Origin of the sequence: Flagellimonas alvinocaridis (assembly GCF_004916895.1) — a bacterium.
Classification (GTDB): Bacteria; Bacteroidota; Bacteroidia; order Flavobacteriales; family Flavobacteriaceae; genus Flagellimonas; species Flagellimonas alvinocaridis.
In genome coordinates, this window is sequence record NZ_SNTZ01000001.1 from 719,289 (window position 1) to 738,873 (window position 19,585).

The window sequence follows — 19,585 nt, forward strand, 5'->3', positions numbered from 1 at the left end:
ACAAAAAATGTCAAATTATTTTACACATCGATGGCTTGCATTGTGCCAATTCGTAGCTTTAGAATTGAAAAGGAATTATAGGAGTTATGACCGATGCCAAGATTTTAGTGGTAGATGACAATAAGAGTGTATTGAGCGCTTTGGAGATTTTACTCCAGTTTGAATACAAAAGCGTTCAGACCTTGTTCAATCCCAACCAGATTTCTTCCTTTCCCAATATGGAGGAAATGGACATTGTGTTGTTGGACATGAACTTTTCCGCTGGGGTGAACACAGGGAACGAAGGACTGTTTTGGCTCAACGAGATCAAAAAGAAATCCCCCAACACCTCTGTCATCATGATGACGGCCTACGGTGCGGTGGATTTGGCAGTGAAGGCCTTGAAGCAGGGCGCATCGGATTTTGTCCTGAAACCTTGGAACAATGAACGGCTCATGACCACGGTGCGATCGGCCTATGAGTTGCGGAAATCCAAACAAGAGATCCACAACCTGAAGAAAAAGGAAAGCAACCTAAAACAGGTCATCAATGAGGACAAAAACTTTATCATTGGTCAGTCCAAGGCACTCTCCTCGGTTTTGAACTTGGTCGCCAAGGTGGCCAAGACCGATGTCAATGTGCTCATCACCGGCGAAAATGGAACAGGGAAAGAACTCATCGCCCGGGAGCTGCACCGATTATCCGCGAGAAAAAATGAGGTGTTCATTGGGGTGGATATGGGTTCCATTGCAGAGAACCTTTTTGAAAGTGAACTGTTTGGGCATGTAAAAGGATCCTTCACCGATGCCAAGGAAGATCGGGCGGGAAAATTCGAGGCTGCCCACCAAGGCACTTTGTTTCTGGACGAAATCGGGAACCTTTCTTTGCAGATGCAGGCCAAATTGCTCTCTTCCATCCAAAATAGGGCGGTGGTCCGGGTAGGGTCCAACACCTCCTCTCAGGTTGATATTCGTTTGGTTTGTGCCACCAATTGCAATCTGGAACAAATGGTAGCGGATGGACTGTTTCGGGAAGATTTGCTCTACCGCATCAACACCATCCATATTGAAGTGCCTCCCTTGCGCGAGCGTGAAGGCGATGTTTTGGTGCTGGCCGACTTTTTCTTGAAAAAATTTGCCCATAAATATGATAAACCCGGGCTACGCATCAACAATGTGGCCCAAGAAAAATTAATGGAATACCAATGGCCGGGCAATGTTAGGGAATTGCAGCACACCATGGAGCGGGCCGTGATCCTTTCGGACGGAAATGTGCTCAAACCCACCGATTTTCTATTGCACGCCAAGCCCATGCAGTCTTTGGACCATCAGCCATTGACGCTGAACGAGATGGAAAAACAAATGATCTTACGGGCCTTGGACCAACACGATGGCAATTACAGCGCGGCGGCGGAACAATTGGGCATTTCCAGACAGACCCTCTACAATAAATTGAAGAAAAAGCACGAATAATGGCCAGTCGACATTTTTATATCCAGTTGATTGTTCGGGTGATCTTGATCACGCTCACGGCCTTGGCCCTCGCTTTTGCAATCTCTAAAACGTGGTATTTCACCTTGGCATTTTCGGTGATTTTTTTGGTGTCCCAAGTGTATGCATTGATCATATTCATCAACAGGACCAACCGCAAGATTGCCTATTTTTTCGATGCCATCCGCAATGAGGATTTTACCCTACGCTTTCCCGAACGGGTGGCCATCAAATCCTTCAAGGAACTCAACCAAAGCCTGAACCGGGTCAATGGGCTGATCCAGGAAGTACATCTACAACTGCAGATCAGGGAACAGTACTATCAGGAAATCCTGAAACAGGCCAGTATAGGTATCATGACCTATAACGAGAAGGGCCATATCCTGTTTTCCAACCCCACTATGGAAAAGTTGTTGGACTATTCCCCGCTGAACCACATTAAACAATTGGCCCAAGTGGATGAAAACCTGTTCAAGATCTTTGAAACCTTTGAGCCCTTTGAGCGCAAACAGTTTCAATTGACCAATGAGCGGGAACAGATCCATCTGGCCATTAAATCCACCCCTTTCACCTTGGACGGGAAATCGCTCTTGTTGGTGGTGATACAGGACATCCACAAGGAATTGGACGAAAAGGAGACCGAATCCTGGGTGCGCCTTATCCGGGTGTTGACGCATGAGATTATGAACACCATCACCCCCATCGCCTCCATTTCAGATTCCATCATCAAGTACTATCGGAACAACGGAAAGATCACTCCTATGGAGGAGTTGGAGGAACATCAGATCAAGAACACCCTGAAAGGGTTGGAGGTGATCAAGGAACAGGGGGGCAACCTCATGGACTTTGTACAATCTTACCGAAGCCTTTTGCACGTACCCGAACCCAACAGGACCATTGTACAGGGGAAGGCCCTTTTGGGCAAGATCGATGTGCTCATGTCCGCGCGGCTGCATGAAGGCGAAACTGATTTTCAGGTGCTGTGCGACCCGGAGGATTTGGAGCTGTTCATAGATGAAAAACAGATTGTTCAGGTATTGATCAATCTGGGCAAGAATGCACTCCAGTCCGTGGGGGACACCAAAAACGGGAAGGTGCAGATGGTGGCCGGGATGGACCGCAACGGGAAAAAATATATCGAGGTAAGGGACAACGGCCCGGGCATTCAACCCGAAGTGCTGGAAGAGATCTTTGTGCCCTTCTTCACCACCAAGAGCGAGGGAACGGGGATTGGCCTGAGCCTGAGCAAACGGGTGATGCAACTGCACGGCGGGGGTATTCAAGTACACTCCGTACCCGACCAAGAGACCGTTTTTAGATTGACGTTTGCCTAAACCACGAGTGAAAATGCAGAAGAAAGAACAGCTATTAAAGTTCTGTTGGGACTATGTGGACACCCGAACGGAACGCCTGAAAAAAAGTGCCGCGGCACTACAGGAATCCTTGAATTCCGAAACCAAGAGCAGCGCCGGGGACAAGCACGAAACGGGACGGGCCATGGTGCAACTGGAGCAGGAAAAACTGGCCCAGCAATTGGTGGAACTGGACCGACTCAAGGAAGTGTTACGAAAGATCAATGTTGAAAACGCACAGGGCAAAATACGTTTGGGAAGTTGGGTAAAGACCGGCACGGCCCAGTATTTTTTGGCCATTTCCTGCGGGGCCGCCCCATGGGAGGGCCAGACGGTCTACTGCATATCGGCGGGATCGCCCATTGCGCAATTGCTCATGGGAAAAGAGGCGGGCCAGACCTTTGACTTTAATGGAAACACCCATACCATTTTGGAGGTGGGCTAAACTGTTCCAGACCCAATTTTAGTTGGATTTCTTTTTAGCTTGATAACGCCGGTATAACCAAACAGCAATTAAGGCTATTGCAGTTAAAGCGGCACTGGTAATTACTGAGATTGTTTCTTTTTCGGCTTCCATGACTAGGGATTATATCCTCTAATTTACGGTTTTATCGCTATCAATCTGAATCAGTGCGGATTATCGTCCGCGCTTTTCTCATTTATATTCTTTTCCTTTGGTTAAATGAACTCAAATCTTTAACCATGGAAAACAACCAGACCGCCTTTTTAAAGGGCGTTAAAATTTTGGCCGAGGAACATTTTAGGTCGTTACGGCCCTACAGATCGGGTTTTGAGGTGGAGCACTTGTATATAAAGGGCTATCAGGACCTGTTGTTCCATCTGGAGTCTTTGATCAATGTCTGCATCTTGGCGCTTGACAATCCCCATGTGGGAGAGCATACGCAGATCAGGGAACCGCAGGTGCACATCCAGAAAGTTTTGGAGCTCACCGCCCAACTTATCCCGTTTGAGGAAGCCGGGTTTTTGGACCAGATGCGGGAACTCATTTCTACTTTGGAAAAGGAAGACTAGCTACCCAACCCCGGTTTTTTGCGTTGGGACTTCTTTTCCGCCGCCTGTTTTTTGGATTTTAACCGTTTTTCCACGGAAGATCGAGTGGGTTTGGTGGGTTTCCGTTTTTTGGGAACGGTCAAGGCATTTTTCAGCAGGTCAAAAAAGCGCTTCACCACTAGGTCACGGTTCTTGTGCTGGCTTCGGGACTCGTCGCAGTTCAATTGTAAGACCCCATCCTTGGTGAGTCTGGATTTCAACTTAAGCAGTAAGCGTTCCTTTTCCACCGTGGACAATCCTTGGGATGCGGCCACATCAAAGGCCAGTTCCACTTTAGTGGAAACCTTGTTCACATGCTGCCCGCCCGCGCCGCTACTTCGGACGGCTTTAAACTGTAGTTCGCTATGGATTTGTTTTTTGTCCACCTTGGAGACGCCTGTTTATGGTCCCCAAAGATACATTAAGGAAAACGGTATCGCCCACCTTCAGTTTTTTGGGCGTGTTGAAATAGAGCATGGGCCCATCTTCCACCTGCCCCTCGTTGAGGTAATGACTTCCTTTAAAAAAGGAATGGGTCACCTCCACCTTCAATCCCGAAGTGGTGGACACCTTGAACTCATCGGGGTATACCAACACCGATTTATCGATTTGCGAGTACGATTTCAGCAATTTTATGGGCAGCTCGTTCACCTCGCCAAAAAGGCTGGCCGTATAGTAGTTGGGCGGGTTCCGGTACAGTTTTTTGGTCTTTTGGTTGGCAATGATGCGCCCTTTTTCCAAAATCAGGGTCCGCTCTGCAAACGGAAGTACATCACTGGGGTCGTGGCTGGCGGTGAGTACGGTTATTCCCTTTTTCTTGAGATGGGCAAAAAGGTTCCTGCGAAGGGAGTTCCGTTTAAAGTTGTCTATGTGCCCAAAAGGTTCGTCCAACAAGAGGATTTCGGGCTCTTGGGCCAGTACCCGGGCCAGGGCCACCCGTTGTTGTTGTCCGCCACTCAGGTTTTTCACCTTGGTCTTGGCATAGGCCTCCAGTTCTATCAAGGCCAACAGTTCCGCGATGCGCTCTTGGTGGGTTTCCCGCTCAAAGACCGAAAGATATTGCCCAATGTTCTCTTCCACCGTGGTGAAGGGCATCAGGTCGAAATCTTGGGAGAGGTATTTCATGTACGGTTCGCCCGGCACCAGATTAAAATTGGGCCCCAAGGCCTGCCTGTCGCCCCAAAAAATGGAGCCGTCCTCTACATGCAAAAACCCATAAATGATTTTTAGGAGGGTGCTTTTTCCCGAACCACTTTCGCCCATCAGGGCCACGTGTTCGCCGGGGTGAACTTCAAAGGCCACATCTTCCAAAATGACCTTGGATTTGTATTGAAATGATGGAATCTGAACGTTGAGCATATAAAATTTTAGAATCTACAGCGATTCCTTAGTCCTTAAACTCCTTGAGCACCGCTTGGTTGGGAAGCTGGTCGTATCCCATGTTGTAAAAGGTGAACCCAAAGATGTCCGCATATTGTTCTATGGTCTTGCTTACCGGGGTGCCGGCCCCGTGCCCTGCATTGGTCTCAATGCGTATCAGGGTCGGGTTGGTCCCGATCTGTTTTTCCTGCAATTCTGCCGCAAACTTGAAACTATGGGCAGGCACCACACGGTCGTCATGATCTCCCGTGGTGATCAAGGTGGCCGGATATTCGGTGCCTTCCTTTACGTTGTGCACGGGCGAATACCCTTTTAGGTAATTGAACATTTCTTCATTGTCCTCCGAAGTGCCATAATCGTAGGCCCAGCCCGCGCCGGCGGTAAAGGTGTGGTAGCGGAGCATGTCCAAGACCCCAACGGCCGGAAGCGCCACTTGCATCAAATCGGGTCTCTGGGTCATGGTGGCCCCTACCAAAAGTCCGCCATTGGACCCCCCACGAACGGCCAAATATTCCTTGGAGGTATATTGGTTGTCGATGAGGTATTCGGCTGCGGCGATAAAATCGTCAAACACATTCTGCTTTTGGAGCTTGGTGCCCGCAATGTGCCATTCCTTGCCATATTCGCCACCCCCTCTGAGGTTGGGCACGGCATATATGCCACCTTGTTCCATCCAAACAGCATTTACAATGCTGAAAGCGGGTGTCAGGCTAATGTTGAACCCTCCATACCCATACAGGATGGTGGGGTTTTTACCGTTGCGCTCCAATCCTTTTTTATAGGTGATGATCATGGGAACCTTGGTGCCGTCCTTGGAGGTATAGAACACTTGCTCGGATTCGTAGTCTTCCGGGTTGAAATCGATTTGTGGTTTCCAATACTGCTCGTATTCCCCGGTTTCCACGTTGAATTTATAAGATGAGCCGGGCGTGTTGTAGTTGGTGAAGGAAAAATAGAACTCTTTTTCCTCCTTTTTACCCCCAAAGCCACTGGCGCTTCCCACACCAGGAAGGTTCACCTCCCTGATTAGTTTGCCTTGATAATCGTACTGGAATACTTTGGAAATGGCATCCACCATATATTCGGCAAAAAAGTAACCGCCTCCGGTGCCTACCGTGAGTACGTTTTCCGTTTCTGGGATCAAATCCGTCCAATGTTCCGGAGTGGGGTTGGAGGCATCGGCCACCACCACTTTTTTATTGGGGGCGTTCCGGTTGGTGACCAAAAATAGTTTGGAACCTTCGTTGTCGATGACAGAGGTATCGGAATCGGTATCGTCCAGAATGGTGACCAATTTTGCATTGGGGTCCGTGAGGTCCAAAAGGAACAATTTGTTCCCCGATGTGGAAACGGCTGCGGAGATAAACAGGTATTTTTCGTCTTCGGAAACATACCCGCCCACATAGCGATGTTTTTCCTCAGCAGTGCCACCAAAGATAATCTTGTCCTCGGATTGGGGCGTGCCCAATGCATGGTAGTATAGTTTGTGCTGATCGGTCTTTGCCGAAAGCTCGCTACCATCTGGCTTGTCGTAGCTGGAATAGAAGAAACCTTCGTTCCCCTTCCATGAAAGGCCACTGAACTTGATATCGACCAAGGTGTCTTCCACGACCTCGCGCGATTCGGCATCAATGACAATGCCCTTGCGCCAATCGCTGCCCCCTTCGGAAATAAGATAGGCAGCTTTGGAGCCATCCTTGGTGAAGCTCAGCCCCATCAAGGAGGTAGTTCCATCTTCCGAAAAGGTATTGGGGTCCAGGAACACTTCCTCTGGGCCATCACCCTTTTTTCTGTAGACCACATATTGGTTTTGCAGTCCGTTGTTTTTATAGAAATAGGTATATACCCCTTCTTTGAAGGGGGAGCCCACTTTTTCGTAGTTCCAGAGTTTTTCCAGACGTTTTTTAAGGTCTTTGCGGAACGGAATCTTGTCCAAATATCCAAAAGTGGAGGCATTTTGTTGTTTTACCCAAGCCTCGGTTTCTGGGCTTCGGTCGTCCTCCAACCAGCGGTAAGGGTCTTTGACCTCGGTTCCGAAATACGTATCTACGGTATCGACTTTTTGAGTGGTGGGGTAGTTCACAGCGATGGGTTCTTTTTTGGGAGTGGTCTGGCAGGCAGCGCATAAAACCACAACAGCTAGGAGATTTTGGTTTCGCATTTTTTCAGATTGATGCTGATAAAAATACAATGAATATTAACTATTTTCAGCTCATAAAAGACACTTAACACTTTTTAATCACAATGAAGTTCGAAGAGAGGTATGGAAATTTTACAAATAAACAAATAAAGAAAACTTTGTTGTTCGCTATGATACTTATAATCGGTTTTATGATTTTGGTCTTAATGGAAGTGCTGGGGCGGAAAGACATGATGCTAAAATATGACCAAGAAGTTGACTTATTGGTAACAAAAGTGAAAAGAGATAAAGGGGTGTTGACTCTTCAAGACAGTATTGCAATTTCTGGAGCAACTCCTTTAATCAGCCCAATTAAGAAAATGAAAGCCTTTGCGAATTACAAAGATAATTTCCCACAAAAATATTTTCTAGATCAAATAGTTCCAAAATATCGAATCATCAGAAAAGCAAACAGTGACACCATAACAATATATCATTATGGTGACACATTGCTTTTTAAACTACTTTCGGACTAAAGTGCTCTACAACATATTCGGCAATCTGAACAGCATTGGTGGCCGCTCCTTTACGAAGGTTGTCCGCCACAATCCACATGTTCAAGGTGTTGGGTTGGGTCTCGTCCCTACGGATACGCCCCACGAAGACATCGTCCTTGCCATGGGCAAACATGGGCATGGGGTAGGTGTTGGTGTCCGTGTTGTCCTGTACCACAACACCGGGAGTCTCGCTCAATAGTTGTCGCACTTCGGCAAGCTCAAAATCGTTTAGGAACTCAATGTTCACCGATTCTGAATGCCCACCAGCGGTTGGGATACGCACTGCGGTGGCCGTAACCGAAAAAGTACGGTCGTCCAATATTTTTTGGGGCTCACGGGCCAATTTCATTTCTTCCTTGGTGTAGCCGTTTTCCAAGAACACATCGCAATGGGGCAATGCATTTCGGTTGATGGGGTAGGGATATGCCATGTCACCCTCTATGCCGGCAGCTTCGTTCTCCATCTGCTGAACGGCTTTTAACCCGGTCCCGGAAACGGATTGGTAGGTAGAGACCACCACACGTTTCATCCCATATTTTTTATGTAGCGGGTCCAACACCATCACTAATTGAATGGTGGAACAGTTAGGATTGGCTATGATTTTATCTTCTGCGGTTAAAGTATCGGCATTGATTTCAGGCACCACCAATTTTTTGGTGGGGTCCATTCGCCAAGCGGAAGAGTTATCAATGACGGTGGTACCAACTTCGGCAAATTTGGGAGCCCACTCCAAAGAAGTGTCCCCACCTGCGGAGAAGATGGCAATATCGGGTTGGGCGGCAACGGCATCGGCAAGCCCGATAACGGTATGCTCCTCCCCCTTATACGTCAACGTTTTGCCTACGGAGCGCTCCGAGGCCACCAACAACAATTCTGAAATGGGGAAATCGCGTTCCGCCAAAACTTGCAACATCACTTCGCCAACCATTCCTGTGGCACCTACAACTGCTACTTTCATGCTTACTTAAATTTGAACCGCAAAGGTACGCCAGTTAGCGATCTAAACAAGTATCCCAAAGAAGAATAATCAAAAAATAACAAAAAGTTATAAATAAAACAACCATCAACCTGCTTGCGGGGCAAATTGATGGTTTTTAAAGGGTTAATTGTGATGTAGCGGGGATGCTGAAAAATTCAGCACCAACGATGTTTGTTTTCTAATTGTCCGTAATCAATCATACAAATAAAAAAATTGTCAGGTCGAGCGCAGTCGAGACCTTATCTTAAGACAATGTACCCGTTAACTTCTCGACTGCGCTCGAGGTGACATTGCCTTACAATTGATAACGGATATTCAATTATTTCTTCAACAAATCCCGGATTTCGGCCAACAACTCTTCTTGGGTCGGGCCTTTTGGAGCTTCTGGTGCAGGCTCTTTTTTCTTTTTCATCTTGTTCACACCCTTCACGATCATGAACATTACGAAGGCAACAATCAAGAAGTCGATGACGTTGGTGAGGAATGCACCGTATAGGACCGCAATTTCCCCTACGGTTTCCCCTGCGTCGTTGACAGTTCCTTCTGTAATCACGTATTTCAAATCGTTGAAATCTGAATTGAACAATAGCCCGATCAATGGTGAAACAATGCCCCCGGTAAAGGAGGATACTACTTTGTTGAACGCTGCGCCCATTACGAAACCTACGGCAATATCCACTAGGTTTCCTTTCATGGCGAAGTCCTTAAACTCTTTTAAAAATCCCATGTTATAGTTAAGTATTGGTTAATCAAGAAACAAAATAATCAAAAAACAGGTAGATTCGGCAAATATTCGGAAAAATCAATCTTCCACGATTAACCGTTTTACCCGTTGCGATAGGGCCGTTAAGATTTCGTAGGAGATGGTCTTGGCCCCAGAGGCAAATTCCTCTGCCGATTTTTGTGGTCCAAAAACCAGAACTTCATCGCCTTCCCTACAATCTATATCCGTAACATCTACCATAATCATATCCATACACACATTGCCGATAATCGGTGCCTTTTTTCCATGAATCAGAACGTGGGCCTTTCCATTGCCATAGGGACGACCGATACCATCTGCATGGCCCAAGGGGAGTGTGGCGGTTTTTCGGTAACCATCGGATTTAAATGCCCGGTTGTAGCCCACCGTTTCGTTGGGTTCTATCTGATGTATTTGTGAAATGATGGTCTTTAAGGTGGCCACCGGTCTTAATTGGGCATCAACCTCCTTATGGTTTCCATAGCCATACAGACCGATACCGCTGCGGACCATTTCAAATTGGGCGTCGGGATAATTTAGGATGCCCGAAGTATTGAGCATATGTCTTATGGGCCTATATCCCAATTTTTGGCTGAGTGCTTCAGCAATTTTTTTGAAGGTGTTGACTTGGTTCTCACTAAAACCTCTTTCGTTTGGGTCTTCCGAAGCGGCCAAATGTGAAAACAGGGAGATTATTTTTACCTCTGGCACATCTACCACTTGTTCAAAAATAAAATCAACATCATTTTCCCAAAAACCCAAGCGGTTGAGTCCCGTATTGAACTTGAGGTGTATGGGGTATTTAACTTGTCCTTTTTTTTTGGCAGTCTCTATAAACGCTTTGAGGATTTTTGGAGAGTATATATTGGGCTCCAGATGGTGGTCAATAATTTCCTCAAAATTTATGGGAAGAGGATGCAGCACCAAAATGGGTTTGGTGATTCCGGCTTCCCTCAGCAAGATGCCTTCACGGGCATAGGCTACGGCAAAGTAATCAGCGCCAAGGCTCTGCATTTTTTGCGCAATGGCAACCATGTCGCTACCATAGGCAAAGGCTTTTACCACCGCCAGAAATTTGGTGGAAGGAGCTATTTTTGAGCGGAGAAACCTGTAGTTGTGCGCTAAGGCAGACAGGTTTATTTCCAGAGTGGTTTCCCCGATCTTATTCATTGCCATTTTTCTTTTTTGCATCAATCTCTTCAGCCTCCACATCCATTTGATTGATTTTTTCCCTAAGCATGGCTTTATAAAAAGCAGCACGGCTAAGCGGCTCATATTCTTCGGTCTCGCCCAAAAGCACCAATTTATCATTGCTGGATTTCCGAAAACTATAATTGGCCAAATTTCCTGTACGTGTACAAACCGCATGTACTTTGGTCACATATTCTGCAGTGGCCATCAATGCGGGCATGGGGCCAAAGGGATTGCCCTTAAAGTCCATGTCCAATCCAGCAACAACGACGCGAACCCCCCGGTTGGCCAAATCGTTACAGACCGTAACAATTTCATCATCAAAGAATTGGGCTTCATCAATTCCTACAACATCACAACCATCTGCAAGAATGCGGATATTGGCCGCAGCAGGAACAGGAGTGGAACGGATTTCGTTGGCATCATGTGACACCACCATATCTTCGTGATAACGGGTGTCCACAATAGGCTTAAAGATTTCTACTTTTTGCTTGGCAAATTGGGCCCGTTTCAATCGGCGGATGAGTTCTTCGGTCTTTCCAGAAAACATGGAACCGCAGATGACCTCTATCCATCCGAACTGTTCTTTTGGGTTTACCGTGTTTTCAAGAAACATTAGCGTATTTTTGAACGAAATTGTGTCCTTTTTCCGTTGTATTGGGACGAAGCACAAAGCTACTAAAAAAATGTGCCGCAGGCCCCAGGTTAAAATTTAACCTTTTGTTCGTAACGGAAAAGATAAAATGATTATATTTTTATAGTAAAGAATATGGCTATGATACGGAAACTAAGGGAAGAACTGATAAAATTATCCACCGAGATCATCACTACGAGGGAAGATCAGGATTTGGTGGTTTTGTATGAAAAGGCAAGGAGTATCTATGAAAGATTGGCGGTGCTCAAGTTTATTGACGAAAAATTGAGCGATGTTGAAGTTGATGTGTCCAAAAATGTGGTTGCTTCACGATTTGAAAAAGTAGCCAATGCGGTGCTCAGCGGAAATATTGCAGTGCCCGAGAGCAATCCACATGAAGAGGATATTATGACCCCCGGGATGGAAACCATAAAGGACATGGTATCCGAAATGCCTACGGAAACAGCTCTGGAACAAGTTTTTGCTGAATTTGTTGCCACCCCGGAGTTCATAAAAAATGACCAGGAGAATGTAACTCCAACTGATAAAAAGATAAAAGCTGATCAAGAGACCAAATCCAAATCTTTAAACGATACATTGGGCAAGGATATGCAGGTGGGGCTCAATGACAGATTGGCCTTTGTAAAACACCTGTTCAACAATAGCATGGAAGACTACACAAGGGTGCTCTCCCAATTGAACACCATTGACAGTGAAGAACGTTCCATTGCTTTTATCAACAACATGGTAAAACCCGAATACAACAATTGGCAAGGCAAGGAAGAATATGAAACCCGTTTGATGGCCCTTATCGAACGTAGGTTTGCCTAGTACAGATCTTTTCGTTTACTTTTCCAAACAAGACCGTAACTTTGGATATGGGAAAATTGTATTTGGTTCCGACCCCAATAGGGAATCTTGAAGACATCACCCTTAGGGCTATCAAGGTGCTTAAAGAGGTAGATATAATATTGGCTGAGGATACCCGTACCAGCGGAAAACTGCTCAAGCATTTTGAAATCCACACGCAGCTTCAGAGTCATCATATGCACAATGAACACAAACAGCTCGATGCCTTGGTGAACAAATTGAAGGGCGAAACTACCATTGCCCTTATTTCGGATGCGGGGACCCCAGCTATTTCGGATCCTGGGTTTTTGCTAACCCGTGCTTGCGTGGAAAACCATATTGAAGTGGAATGTCTGCCCGGGGCAACAGCTTTTGTGCCAGCCTTGGTAAACAGCGGTCTTCCCAACGACCGTTTTGTGTTTGAAGGATTTTTGCCCATCAAAAAGGGGCGCCAGACCCGAATGCAGCAATTGGCCGAAGAATCTCGCACAATGGTTTTTTATGAATCTCCCCATAAATTAATAAAGACCTTAACGCAGTTTGTGGAGTATTTTGGAGAGGATAGGCCTGTTTCTGTGTCCAGGGAACTCACCAAACTCTATGAGGAAACTGTTCGGGGAACCCTAAACGAAGTACTTTCTCATTTTACGGATAAACCACCAAAAGGAGAATTTGTAGTTGTGGTTGGCGGTAAGAAATAAAGACTATATTTATTTCTCAAATTCCAAAGGCAATGAAAATCAAGTTTTTATTGGGAATCCTTCTTATAGCTCCAATTTTTGGCAGGGGTCAGTTTGAATCGATTCCTACATTGGATAGTTTGGTGTTATCAAGTTTTGAGGAGGGAAAAATTCATAAAGTATGGCTTGCATTAGGAAATGATGGCTTTGGTCAGCCCATACAAGTTCCCGTTTTGATAGCGAAGGGAAATGATACCGGCAAAGTACTTGGATTAACTGCTGCCATCCATGGAAATGAGCTTAACGGGATTGCAATTATCCATAGGGTTTTTTCTTCCTTGGATGTAACCCAAATGAAAGGCACAATTATTGCCATTCCGGGCTTGAACCCCTTGGCCATTGCCAATCAACAACGCGAATTTGTGGACCAACAGGATTTGAACCGGTTGTTTCCGGGCAAGGAAAAAGGCAACCGTTCACAACAAATGGCTTTTCAAATAGGAGAAAAAATCATTCCGTTCTTCGATTATCATATTGATCTGCACACGGCCAGTTTCGGACGCGAAAACACCCTCTATGGACGTGGTGATATGCAAGATGATACATTATCTGGCATGCTTCGAATCTTAGAGCCAGATATTATTGTTTCAAACAAGGGCGAAGCCAGTTTTGGCGAGGCCAGCGGACTTACTTTAAGGGCTTTTGCCATGAAGAAGGGCATCAAGAGCATTACCATGGAATACGGAAATCCGCAGGTGTTCCAGAAAGAAATGATAGACCGGGGGGTCATAGGAATTGTAAATGTTTTGAAGTGGTTGGATTTTACCAAAGGCGAAACAAAAATGCCACCGGCCAAGAATGTTTGTTCAAAATCCTATTGGATTTTTACCAAAAAAGGAGGCTATTTAGAGGTGCATGTGACGTTGAACCAAAAAGTTGAAAAAGGGGAGCATATTGGAACACTCCGTAACCCATTTGGCGAAGTGATTGAGAAATATTTTTCCCCGGAACCGGGCATTGTCATCGGGAAGAGTACTAACCCTGTAAGTATTTCGGGGGGAAGGATTCTCCATTTAGGGATTTTAGAGAACTTGCCATGAGCTGGGTTCCGTGGGGAATAACGCTGTTTACCGTAATTGCGGTCTATTTTTTGGATCGCTGGGAACATAAAACGGTAAAGTCGATTTTTGATTGGGTCCCTGCCATTCTTTTGTCTTACATTATCCCTGCATTGATATCCTATGCATTCGGGTTGGATTTTTCCCAAGATAGTATACATGACCTCAGTAAGACCTTTTTTATTCCATTGACCATTGTGGCTGTAATGGCAAGTCTTTCCTTGGGACAGTTGAAAGCCATCGGATATAAACCCATTCTTCTTTTTGTGTCGGGCTCTTTTTTTATTGCGTTGTTTCCTGTCGCGTTTGTAACGGTATTTCCGCATACCGATTTGGTTACCGAAACCTTTTCCAACAAGGGTTTTTGGAAAGGGGTGCCTCCCATTGTGGGAAGTTGGATCGGAGGAAGTACCAGTCAATTAGTGCTCAAGGAATTGGTGGAGTGTCCCGAGGGAATTTTTCTCTCAGTCTTGGTCATGGACAATATTTTGGTCAACATTTGGACCATTCTGATGTTCCAGACCATCAAAAAGAGCAAAGGACTAAATTCATTTTTAGGAATTAAGGACAAAATACTTCCCGAAGGAATAAGGGAAGAAGGATCAAAACGATTGTCGGGGTGGATCACACTTCTCATTTTGATAATGGTGGTCCTTCTTTTGAATGTGATAATGGAGTCTTTTGTTGGGAAAGTGGTTACGCTTTCGATACTGGGATTGGTTATGGGCAATTTTTTACGTGGATGGAATTTTAAGTTTTCCCTGAAATTGGGAGGAATCCTGATTCTTACTGTCATGTCCATATTGGGGTTGAAGCTTCGTTTTGATCTATTTGGGTTTGATATGTACTTTTTCTGGTTCCTTTTGGTTTGGCTTTTGGGACACTTTCTGTTTATGGTCCTCATTGCGAAACTCCTCAATGTGAACATGGCCTGGGTGCCCATAGCCAGTATGGCAAATGTTGGGGGTATTGCCACGGCCCCTGCGGTAACCGCTGCCTATAAAAAAGAATGGATGCCCCATGCCATTATCTTGGCGATTTTAAGTATGGCCACAGGCACATTTTGGGGCATGATCACCATTTATCTGCTACAACAATTCATGGGTTAAAAGTGTTAGCAAACCCAAGAGTTTTCGACCTAAGAAAAACAAACCGGGTAAAATGGTCCGAAAATTCAGCCCAGAGATCAATAAGGTTTACTTCATTAACCAATACACCCTTTTCCATATCCTTTCGGGTTCGGGAAGTATTCAGGTCGATTTTAAAAATTACACCGATTGGATGGATAAGGCCATTTATTTGGAAAAAGGGCAATACATAAAATTTCTTTCGGAAGATTTTGAGGTAAGAACCATTGAATTTCCCAATAAGGATGTTTTTGATAATAAGGAGGTTCGGGTGCTGTTCAAACATCTCATCTCCTTGGGCTACATCAATTTTAAAGAGTGTGTGGATTGCGAAAAATACCTTTCACAGAGCTTATTCGAAGGGAATACCCGTCAGATTATGGATGTTTCTTTAAAACAATGGTTTTGGCAGAACCCCTTCAATGCCAGTAAGAGTGAGTATCAAATCATTTTTGATATCAAGGATGTAATCGACAAAGAATACCCAAATCACCTGTCCAACAAAGAATTGGAAGCCCTATTTCGAGAAAACGGATATCAGGCCCATGCCTTGGTAAAGGAAAAATTGGGGGTTACGGTAAAATCCATGTTCAACGAGAAACGTTTAGTGGAAAGTAAAAAAGATGTGGCCTTCACCGATAAGAGTATTCAAGAAGTTTCTTATGATATGGGGTTCAAGGACCCTGCCTATTTCAATAGGGTGTTTAAAAAACGTACAGGCTACAGTCCCACCCAGTTCCGTGAAAACTTTGATTTTGAAAGAAAGGACCCTTTTGTGGAAGATTTGGTTTTTCTGCTACGGGAGCATCACATGCAAGAACGATCCTTGGCCTTTTATGCCGATAAAATGAACCTTTCCGTAAAGGCCCTAGCCAAAAAGACTAGGGATAAGATGAACGATTCTTTGGGTCGGCTTATCAGGAATGAACTCATCAATACCTCTAAAAAATTACTCGACTCAGATGCCTCCGTAAAGGAAATATCCATTGCACTGGGGTTTGAGGAACCTAATCATTTTTCTTCTTTCTTTAAACAGTATACGGGGAGCAACCCATCAAAATTTAAACTGGAAAAAGTACAAGGAAATGCTCCTTTTTTGTAGCCTTTAAGCAACGTTACCGCCGCAAATTTGCCATGTAATTACAACAAAGATTGTTTAACCGTAAAAACATAGCAAATGGATATTAAAACGTTAGCTAAAGAAATGGACAGCATTGTTGCACAAGGTGCAATTGTTGAAGCTGTGGAGAAGTTTTTTGCTGAGGATGCAAACACTTCGGACTACAACCAAGTAACCACCTCCGGAAAAGCACAAATGGTGGAAAAAATGAGAGGTTTTGCAGATGCCATAGCAAAAGTAAATGGGATAGAACTGCACAGAACCTTGGTGGATGGTAATGCATCTGCATCGGAATTTACCTTCGATTTTTTGATGAAGGACAACAGCAGAGTGTACTGGCATGAAATTATTAGACGCCTTTGGAACAGTGAGGGCAAAGTAATTCATGAGGAATACTTTAACGCTTAATCCAACATCATGAACCTTAGATTTATTACACCGACCCTCCATGGGGTTGCAGACTATACCGCTGGTATTGGATTGATCATTGCGCCATTTTTATTAGGTCTTGGCCAGTCCTCGCATATAGCAGTTTGGTTTTCGGTAGTTACGGGATTGGCAGTGTTTGTGGCCAGCTTGCTAACCGATTACAAATATAGTTTGGCACGTGTTATCCCGTTTCAAGGACATTTGGCCATAGATCTTTTGGTGGCCGTAACCTTTATGATCGTACCGTTTGTGTTTGCACTAACAGGAATAGATGCCATCTACTATTGGTTCAATGCAACGGTGGTCTTTTTAGTAGTCTCGCTAAGCGCGAGCAAATAATTATTCATTTTAAAAAAACAAGAACAATGAAGACAATTAAGAACATTTCAATTTTACTGCTAACCGCAGTTTTCATGAACACGGCTTTTGCCCAAGACAAGAAGTCCCACAACATAGACAATAGCAATATTGCATTGCAGGGGTACAGTCCTGTTTCCTACTTGGATTTGGGAATTGCCCAAAAAGGGATAAAGGAACACAAGTCTGAGCACGACAAAGTGGTCTACTACTTTACCGATGCGGAGCAAAAGAAGAAGTTCGACAAAAACCCATCTAAATACTTGCCTCAATATGGCGGATACTGTGCTTTTGGAGTTTATGCGGGAGCCAAATTTAGGCCAGACCCCAACAAGTTTATTGTAAAGGACGGAAAGTACTTTTTGTACCTGTACAATTTGGAGCTTGATGCACAGCAATTGTGGTTGGCCGAAAACAACCATTCCAAATTGGTAAGCAAGGCCAATGAGAATTGGAGCAATCTAAAGAACACCTATAACTAGTTTTTTTCAGGTGGTTGTGTGTTGAAAATACCTCAGCATTCTTATGTTGGGGTGTTTTCTCTTTTATGTAAATTTCCTTTATGGATGTAGAAATGAATCAATTACTTTCCGAAATCAAGAATTGTTCCGTTTGCAAAGAGCACCTCCCCTTTGGTCCTAGACCAATAGTCTCTGCCCATTTAAAGTCTAAAATCGCTATCATTGGACAGGCGCCGGGCACCAAAGTGCACCAAACCGGAGTGCCTTGGGACGATCCTAGTGGAAAGCAGCTCAGAAAATGGTTGAACGTTACAGATGAGCAGTTTTATGATGAGCGTTTGCTCGCACTCATCCCAATGGGTTTCTGTTATCCCGGCAAAGGAAAATCGGGCGACTTGCCACCAAGAACCGAATGCGCCCCCCTATGGCATCAACCATTGTTGGATCAAATGCAAGAGCTAAAACTAACGATACTCATTGGTCAATATGCGCAAGCCCATTATTTGGGGAATGCCAGAAAAAATACACTGACAGAAACGGTAAGGAACCATCGAGCCTATTGGCCAGATTTTTTTGTGTTGCCCCATCCATCACCGAGGAACCGTTTTTGGTTGAGCAAAAATCCTTGGTTTGAAGAGGAAGTAATCCCTCAACTTCAAAAAGCAGTTTCCAGTATCCTAAAAAATCAATAGGAAACCGAGGCACGTAATCGGCTGAAAGTTTCAGGTTTCATGTTGAGGTAGGAGGCCAAATATTTCTGGGGGATTACTTTTAACTCATCTGGGCAGCGCTGCATAAAGGCAACATACCGCTGTTCGGCAGTAAGGGTCAATAGTTCCACCTCACGGGAGAGGCGACCAAATAAGATGTCCTGAAAAAAATGATGCCCCCAAGTATAAAAACGAGGGTGTTTTTTGAATATGGAATCATAGTCGCTCCTTGATATGGCCAATAACTTTGAAGGTTTCAAGGCTTCCAAAAATGTTTTTGAGGGAGTTTGCTGGATAAAGGAATCAAACGCACCGGACGGACTCCCCGAATAAGAAAACCCCAACACTACTTTTTCTCCTCTCTCATTTAAAAGGTAAATGGCCTGAACACCATCAAGCACGATGTAAAAACAGCGTTCAATCTTGCCCGCTTCGGTGATCAAATCATATTGATCAAATGTTTTAATGGACCATAGCGACTTAAAATACCGCTCCTCTTCTTTGGTAAAATCGATATTTGGAAAGAATCCTTTTAGGATACGGGATGCTTCATCGTCCATAACAGGAATGACTTAATTGCCTTAAAAATAAGGATTATGTTGCAGCTAGAGCGAAGGTTGTTAGGGAGAAACCAAGGAATCTTGTTGCTGAAGGATCTCATCTATCTGTACCATATGCCGTTCTAAATGGCAAATAAGAAACTCAAAGGCTTCCGGAAGATAAAAAAGGACTATAGGGCCAATGGCCGAAGGAATTTTTAGCTGGGACACCTCTTTTTTCCTGCAGAGCAAGACGGCTTCTTTGAGATGGTTGTGCAACTCAAAAAAAGTTTTGAAGATTTCTTCCGCTTTTTCGTGATTTAATTGGTTGTGGTCCAAAAGAGGTTCAAACTTTTTTAAGGTCTTCATTTTCCATTTGCGAACACCTTCTTTTGGCCTTTGGCTATCAACCACCAATTTTTGCCATCTTCTAATTCTAAAACCCTCATTTTCAGATTTATTGTCTGGTAATTTGGGAATGTGTTGATTGAATTTTTGTTGATAATGGCCATATGCTATATTGAGATGCACCAAGACTTCTAAAATGTTCCATGATTTGCTATTCGGAGGAGTTGTCAACGAAGGCAACCCCAGATTTTGAAGTTGGTCAACCTTATTAAGAATGGCGTTTAATCGCTGGATGTGGTTTTCAGGGGTAAGGAGCAATTGGGCCATAATAGTTCGTTTTTTGATTTCTACAAAGGTTAAACATCATGGAAACA

General features: G+C 44.6%; 23 protein-coding genes. 14 read left to right on the forward strand and 9 right to left on the reverse strand.

Translation table 11 applies throughout. The features are described 5' to 3' along the window. Nucleotides 1-86: 86 nt before the first annotated feature. The 4 genes from EZV76_RS03180 to EZV76_RS03195 all read left to right on the forward strand — a co-directional run bounded on the left by EZV76_RS03180 (nucleotide 87) and on the right by EZV76_RS03195 (nucleotide 3,853). On the forward strand, nucleotides 87-1,451 hold the full coding sequence (locus EZV76_RS03180) for a sigma-54-dependent transcriptional regulator (RefSeq protein ID WP_136565126.1): 1,365 nt from the start codon (nucleotides 87-89) through the stop codon (nucleotides 1,449-1,451). Further along, nucleotides 1,451-2,803: a sensor histidine kinase gene (locus EZV76_RS03185; protein ID WP_136565127.1), complete on the forward strand. Its 1,353-nt coding sequence runs from the start codon at nucleotides 1,451-1,453 to the stop codon at nucleotides 2,801-2,803. Before EZV76_RS03180 ends, EZV76_RS03185 begins: the two co-directional genes overlap by 1 nt. A 13-nt stretch (nucleotides 2,804-2,816) precedes the next feature. Next, on the forward strand, nucleotides 2,817-3,266 hold the full coding sequence (locus EZV76_RS03190) for a 3-oxoacyl-ACP synthase (protein ID WP_136565128.1): 450 nt from the start codon (nucleotides 2,817-2,819) through the stop codon (nucleotides 3,264-3,266). A gap of 257 nt (nucleotides 3,267-3,523) precedes the next feature. Next, nucleotides 3,524-3,853 carry a hypothetical protein gene (locus EZV76_RS03195; protein WP_136565129.1) on the forward strand — a complete coding sequence of 110 codons (330 nt, stop codon included), beginning with the start codon at nucleotides 3,524-3,526 and terminating at the stop codon, nucleotides 3,851-3,853. Here the strand turns inward: EZV76_RS03195 and arfB are convergent. The 3 genes from arfB to EZV76_RS03210 are packed head-to-tail and all read right to left on the reverse strand — an operon-like array spanning nucleotide 3,850 to nucleotide 7,412. Continuing rightward, the gene (gene arfB / locus EZV76_RS03200) at nucleotides 3,850-4,257 is read right to left on the reverse strand and encodes an alternative ribosome rescue aminoacyl-tRNA hydrolase ArfB (RefSeq protein ID WP_136565130.1); all 408 of its coding nucleotides are present in this window, start codon (nucleotides 4,255-4,257) and stop codon (nucleotides 3,850-3,852) included. The two genes, EZV76_RS03195 and arfB, sit on opposite strands and share 4 nt — an antisense overlap. Continuing rightward, on the reverse strand, nucleotides 4,235-5,230 hold the full coding sequence (locus EZV76_RS03205) for an ABC transporter ATP-binding protein (protein ID WP_136565131.1): 996 nt from the start codon (nucleotides 5,228-5,230) through the stop codon (nucleotides 4,235-4,237). The genes arfB and EZV76_RS03205 overlap by 23 nt, the downstream gene beginning before the upstream one ends. 28 nt (nucleotides 5,231-5,258) lie before the next feature. Next, nucleotides 5,259-7,412 (reverse strand): prolyl oligopeptidase family serine peptidase, encoded by a 2,154-nt coding sequence (locus EZV76_RS03210; protein ID WP_136565132.1) that lies wholly within the window; start codon nucleotides 7,410-7,412, stop codon nucleotides 5,259-5,261. Between the two features lie 83 nt (nucleotides 7,413-7,495). On the opposite strand from EZV76_RS03210, the gene EZV76_RS03215 reads away from it, so the two are divergent. Beyond that, a complete protein-coding gene (locus tag EZV76_RS03215; protein WP_136565133.1) occupies nucleotides 7,496-7,906 on the forward strand; it encodes a hypothetical protein in 411 nt (136 codons plus the stop codon). On the opposite strand, the gene EZV76_RS03220 is transcribed toward EZV76_RS03215, so the two are convergent. The 4 genes from EZV76_RS03220 to EZV76_RS03235 form a co-directional block, all read right to left on the reverse strand. Then, complete coding sequence (locus tag EZV76_RS03220) at nucleotides 7,887-8,885, reverse strand: aspartate-semialdehyde dehydrogenase (RefSeq protein WP_136565134.1); 999 nt, start codon at nucleotides 8,883-8,885, stop codon at nucleotides 7,887-7,889. The genes EZV76_RS03215 and EZV76_RS03220 overlap by 20 nt on opposite strands. Before the next feature lie 340 nt (nucleotides 8,886-9,225). Continuing rightward, complete coding sequence (gene mscL / locus EZV76_RS03225) at nucleotides 9,226-9,633, reverse strand: large-conductance mechanosensitive channel protein MscL (protein ID WP_136565135.1); 408 nt, start codon at nucleotides 9,631-9,633, stop codon at nucleotides 9,226-9,228. Nucleotides 9,634-9,708: 75 nt separating this feature from the next. Continuing rightward, on the reverse strand, nucleotides 9,709-10,818 hold the full coding sequence (alr, locus tag EZV76_RS03230; RefSeq protein WP_136565544.1) for an alanine racemase: 1,110 nt from the start codon (nucleotides 10,816-10,818) through the stop codon (nucleotides 9,709-9,711). Next, entirely contained in the window at nucleotides 10,811-11,455 is a 645-nt protein-coding gene (locus EZV76_RS03235; protein WP_136565136.1) for a thymidine kinase, read from the reverse strand. The genes alr and EZV76_RS03235 overlap by 8 nt, the downstream gene beginning before the upstream one ends. 159 nt (nucleotides 11,456-11,614) lie before the next feature. Between EZV76_RS03235 and EZV76_RS03240 the strand changes: the two genes are divergently transcribed. The 9 genes from EZV76_RS03240 to EZV76_RS03280 all read left to right on the forward strand — a co-directional run bounded on the left by EZV76_RS03240 (nucleotide 11,615) and on the right by EZV76_RS03280 (nucleotide 18,306). After that, complete coding sequence (locus EZV76_RS03240; protein WP_136565137.1) at nucleotides 11,615-12,304, forward strand: DUF8457 domain-containing protein; 690 nt, start codon at nucleotides 11,615-11,617, stop codon at nucleotides 12,302-12,304. A gap of 47 nt (nucleotides 12,305-12,351) precedes the next feature. Then, nucleotides 12,352-13,023, forward strand: a complete 672-nt coding sequence (gene rsmI / locus EZV76_RS03245; RefSeq protein ID WP_136565138.1) for a 16S rRNA (cytidine(1402)-2'-O)-methyltransferase — start codon at nucleotides 12,352-12,354, stop codon at nucleotides 13,021-13,023. A 32-nt stretch (nucleotides 13,024-13,055) separates the two neighbouring features. Next, entirely contained in the window at nucleotides 13,056-14,102 is a 1,047-nt protein-coding gene (locus EZV76_RS03250; RefSeq protein WP_136565139.1) for a succinylglutamate desuccinylase/aspartoacylase family protein, read from the forward strand. Continuing rightward, the gene (locus EZV76_RS03255; RefSeq protein ID WP_136565140.1) at nucleotides 14,099-15,229 is read left to right on the forward strand and encodes a DUF819 family protein; all 1,131 of its coding nucleotides are present in this window, start codon (nucleotides 14,099-14,101) and stop codon (nucleotides 15,227-15,229) included. Before EZV76_RS03250 ends, EZV76_RS03255 begins: the two co-directional genes overlap by 4 nt. Before the next feature lie 52 nt (nucleotides 15,230-15,281). Continuing rightward, entirely contained in the window at nucleotides 15,282-16,349 is a 1,068-nt protein-coding gene (locus tag EZV76_RS03260; protein WP_136565141.1) for a helix-turn-helix domain-containing protein, read from the forward strand. Nucleotides 16,350-16,424: 75 nt separating this feature from the next. Then, entirely contained in the window at nucleotides 16,425-16,775 is a 351-nt protein-coding gene (locus EZV76_RS03265) for a SnoaL-like domain-containing protein (RefSeq protein WP_136565142.1), read from the forward strand. Between the two features lie 9 nt (nucleotides 16,776-16,784). Further along, on the forward strand, nucleotides 16,785-17,135 hold the full coding sequence (locus tag EZV76_RS03270; RefSeq protein WP_136565143.1) for an SPW repeat domain-containing protein: 351 nt from the start codon (nucleotides 16,785-16,787) through the stop codon (nucleotides 17,133-17,135). A 26-nt stretch (nucleotides 17,136-17,161) separates the two neighbouring features. Further along, on the forward strand, nucleotides 17,162-17,635 hold the full coding sequence (locus EZV76_RS03275; RefSeq protein WP_136565144.1) for a YHS domain-containing (seleno)protein: 474 nt from the start codon (nucleotides 17,162-17,164) through the stop codon (nucleotides 17,633-17,635). 92 nt (nucleotides 17,636-17,727) lie between these two features. Then, nucleotides 17,728-18,306, forward strand: coding sequence for a uracil-DNA glycosylase family protein (locus EZV76_RS03280; RefSeq protein ID WP_136565545.1), 579 nt, complete (start codon nucleotides 17,728-17,730; stop codon nucleotides 18,304-18,306). On the opposite strand, the gene EZV76_RS03285 is transcribed toward EZV76_RS03280, so the two are convergent. Further along, nucleotides 18,300-18,884 (reverse strand): Crp/Fnr family transcriptional regulator, encoded by a 585-nt coding sequence (locus EZV76_RS03285; RefSeq protein WP_136565145.1) that lies wholly within the window; start codon nucleotides 18,882-18,884, stop codon nucleotides 18,300-18,302. The genes EZV76_RS03280 and EZV76_RS03285 overlap by 7 nt on opposite strands. A gap of 60 nt (nucleotides 18,885-18,944) precedes the next feature. Next, complete coding sequence (locus EZV76_RS03290) at nucleotides 18,945-19,538, reverse strand: hypothetical protein (RefSeq protein WP_136565146.1); 594 nt, start codon at nucleotides 19,536-19,538, stop codon at nucleotides 18,945-18,947. Nucleotides 19,539-19,585: the final 47 nt, after the last annotated feature.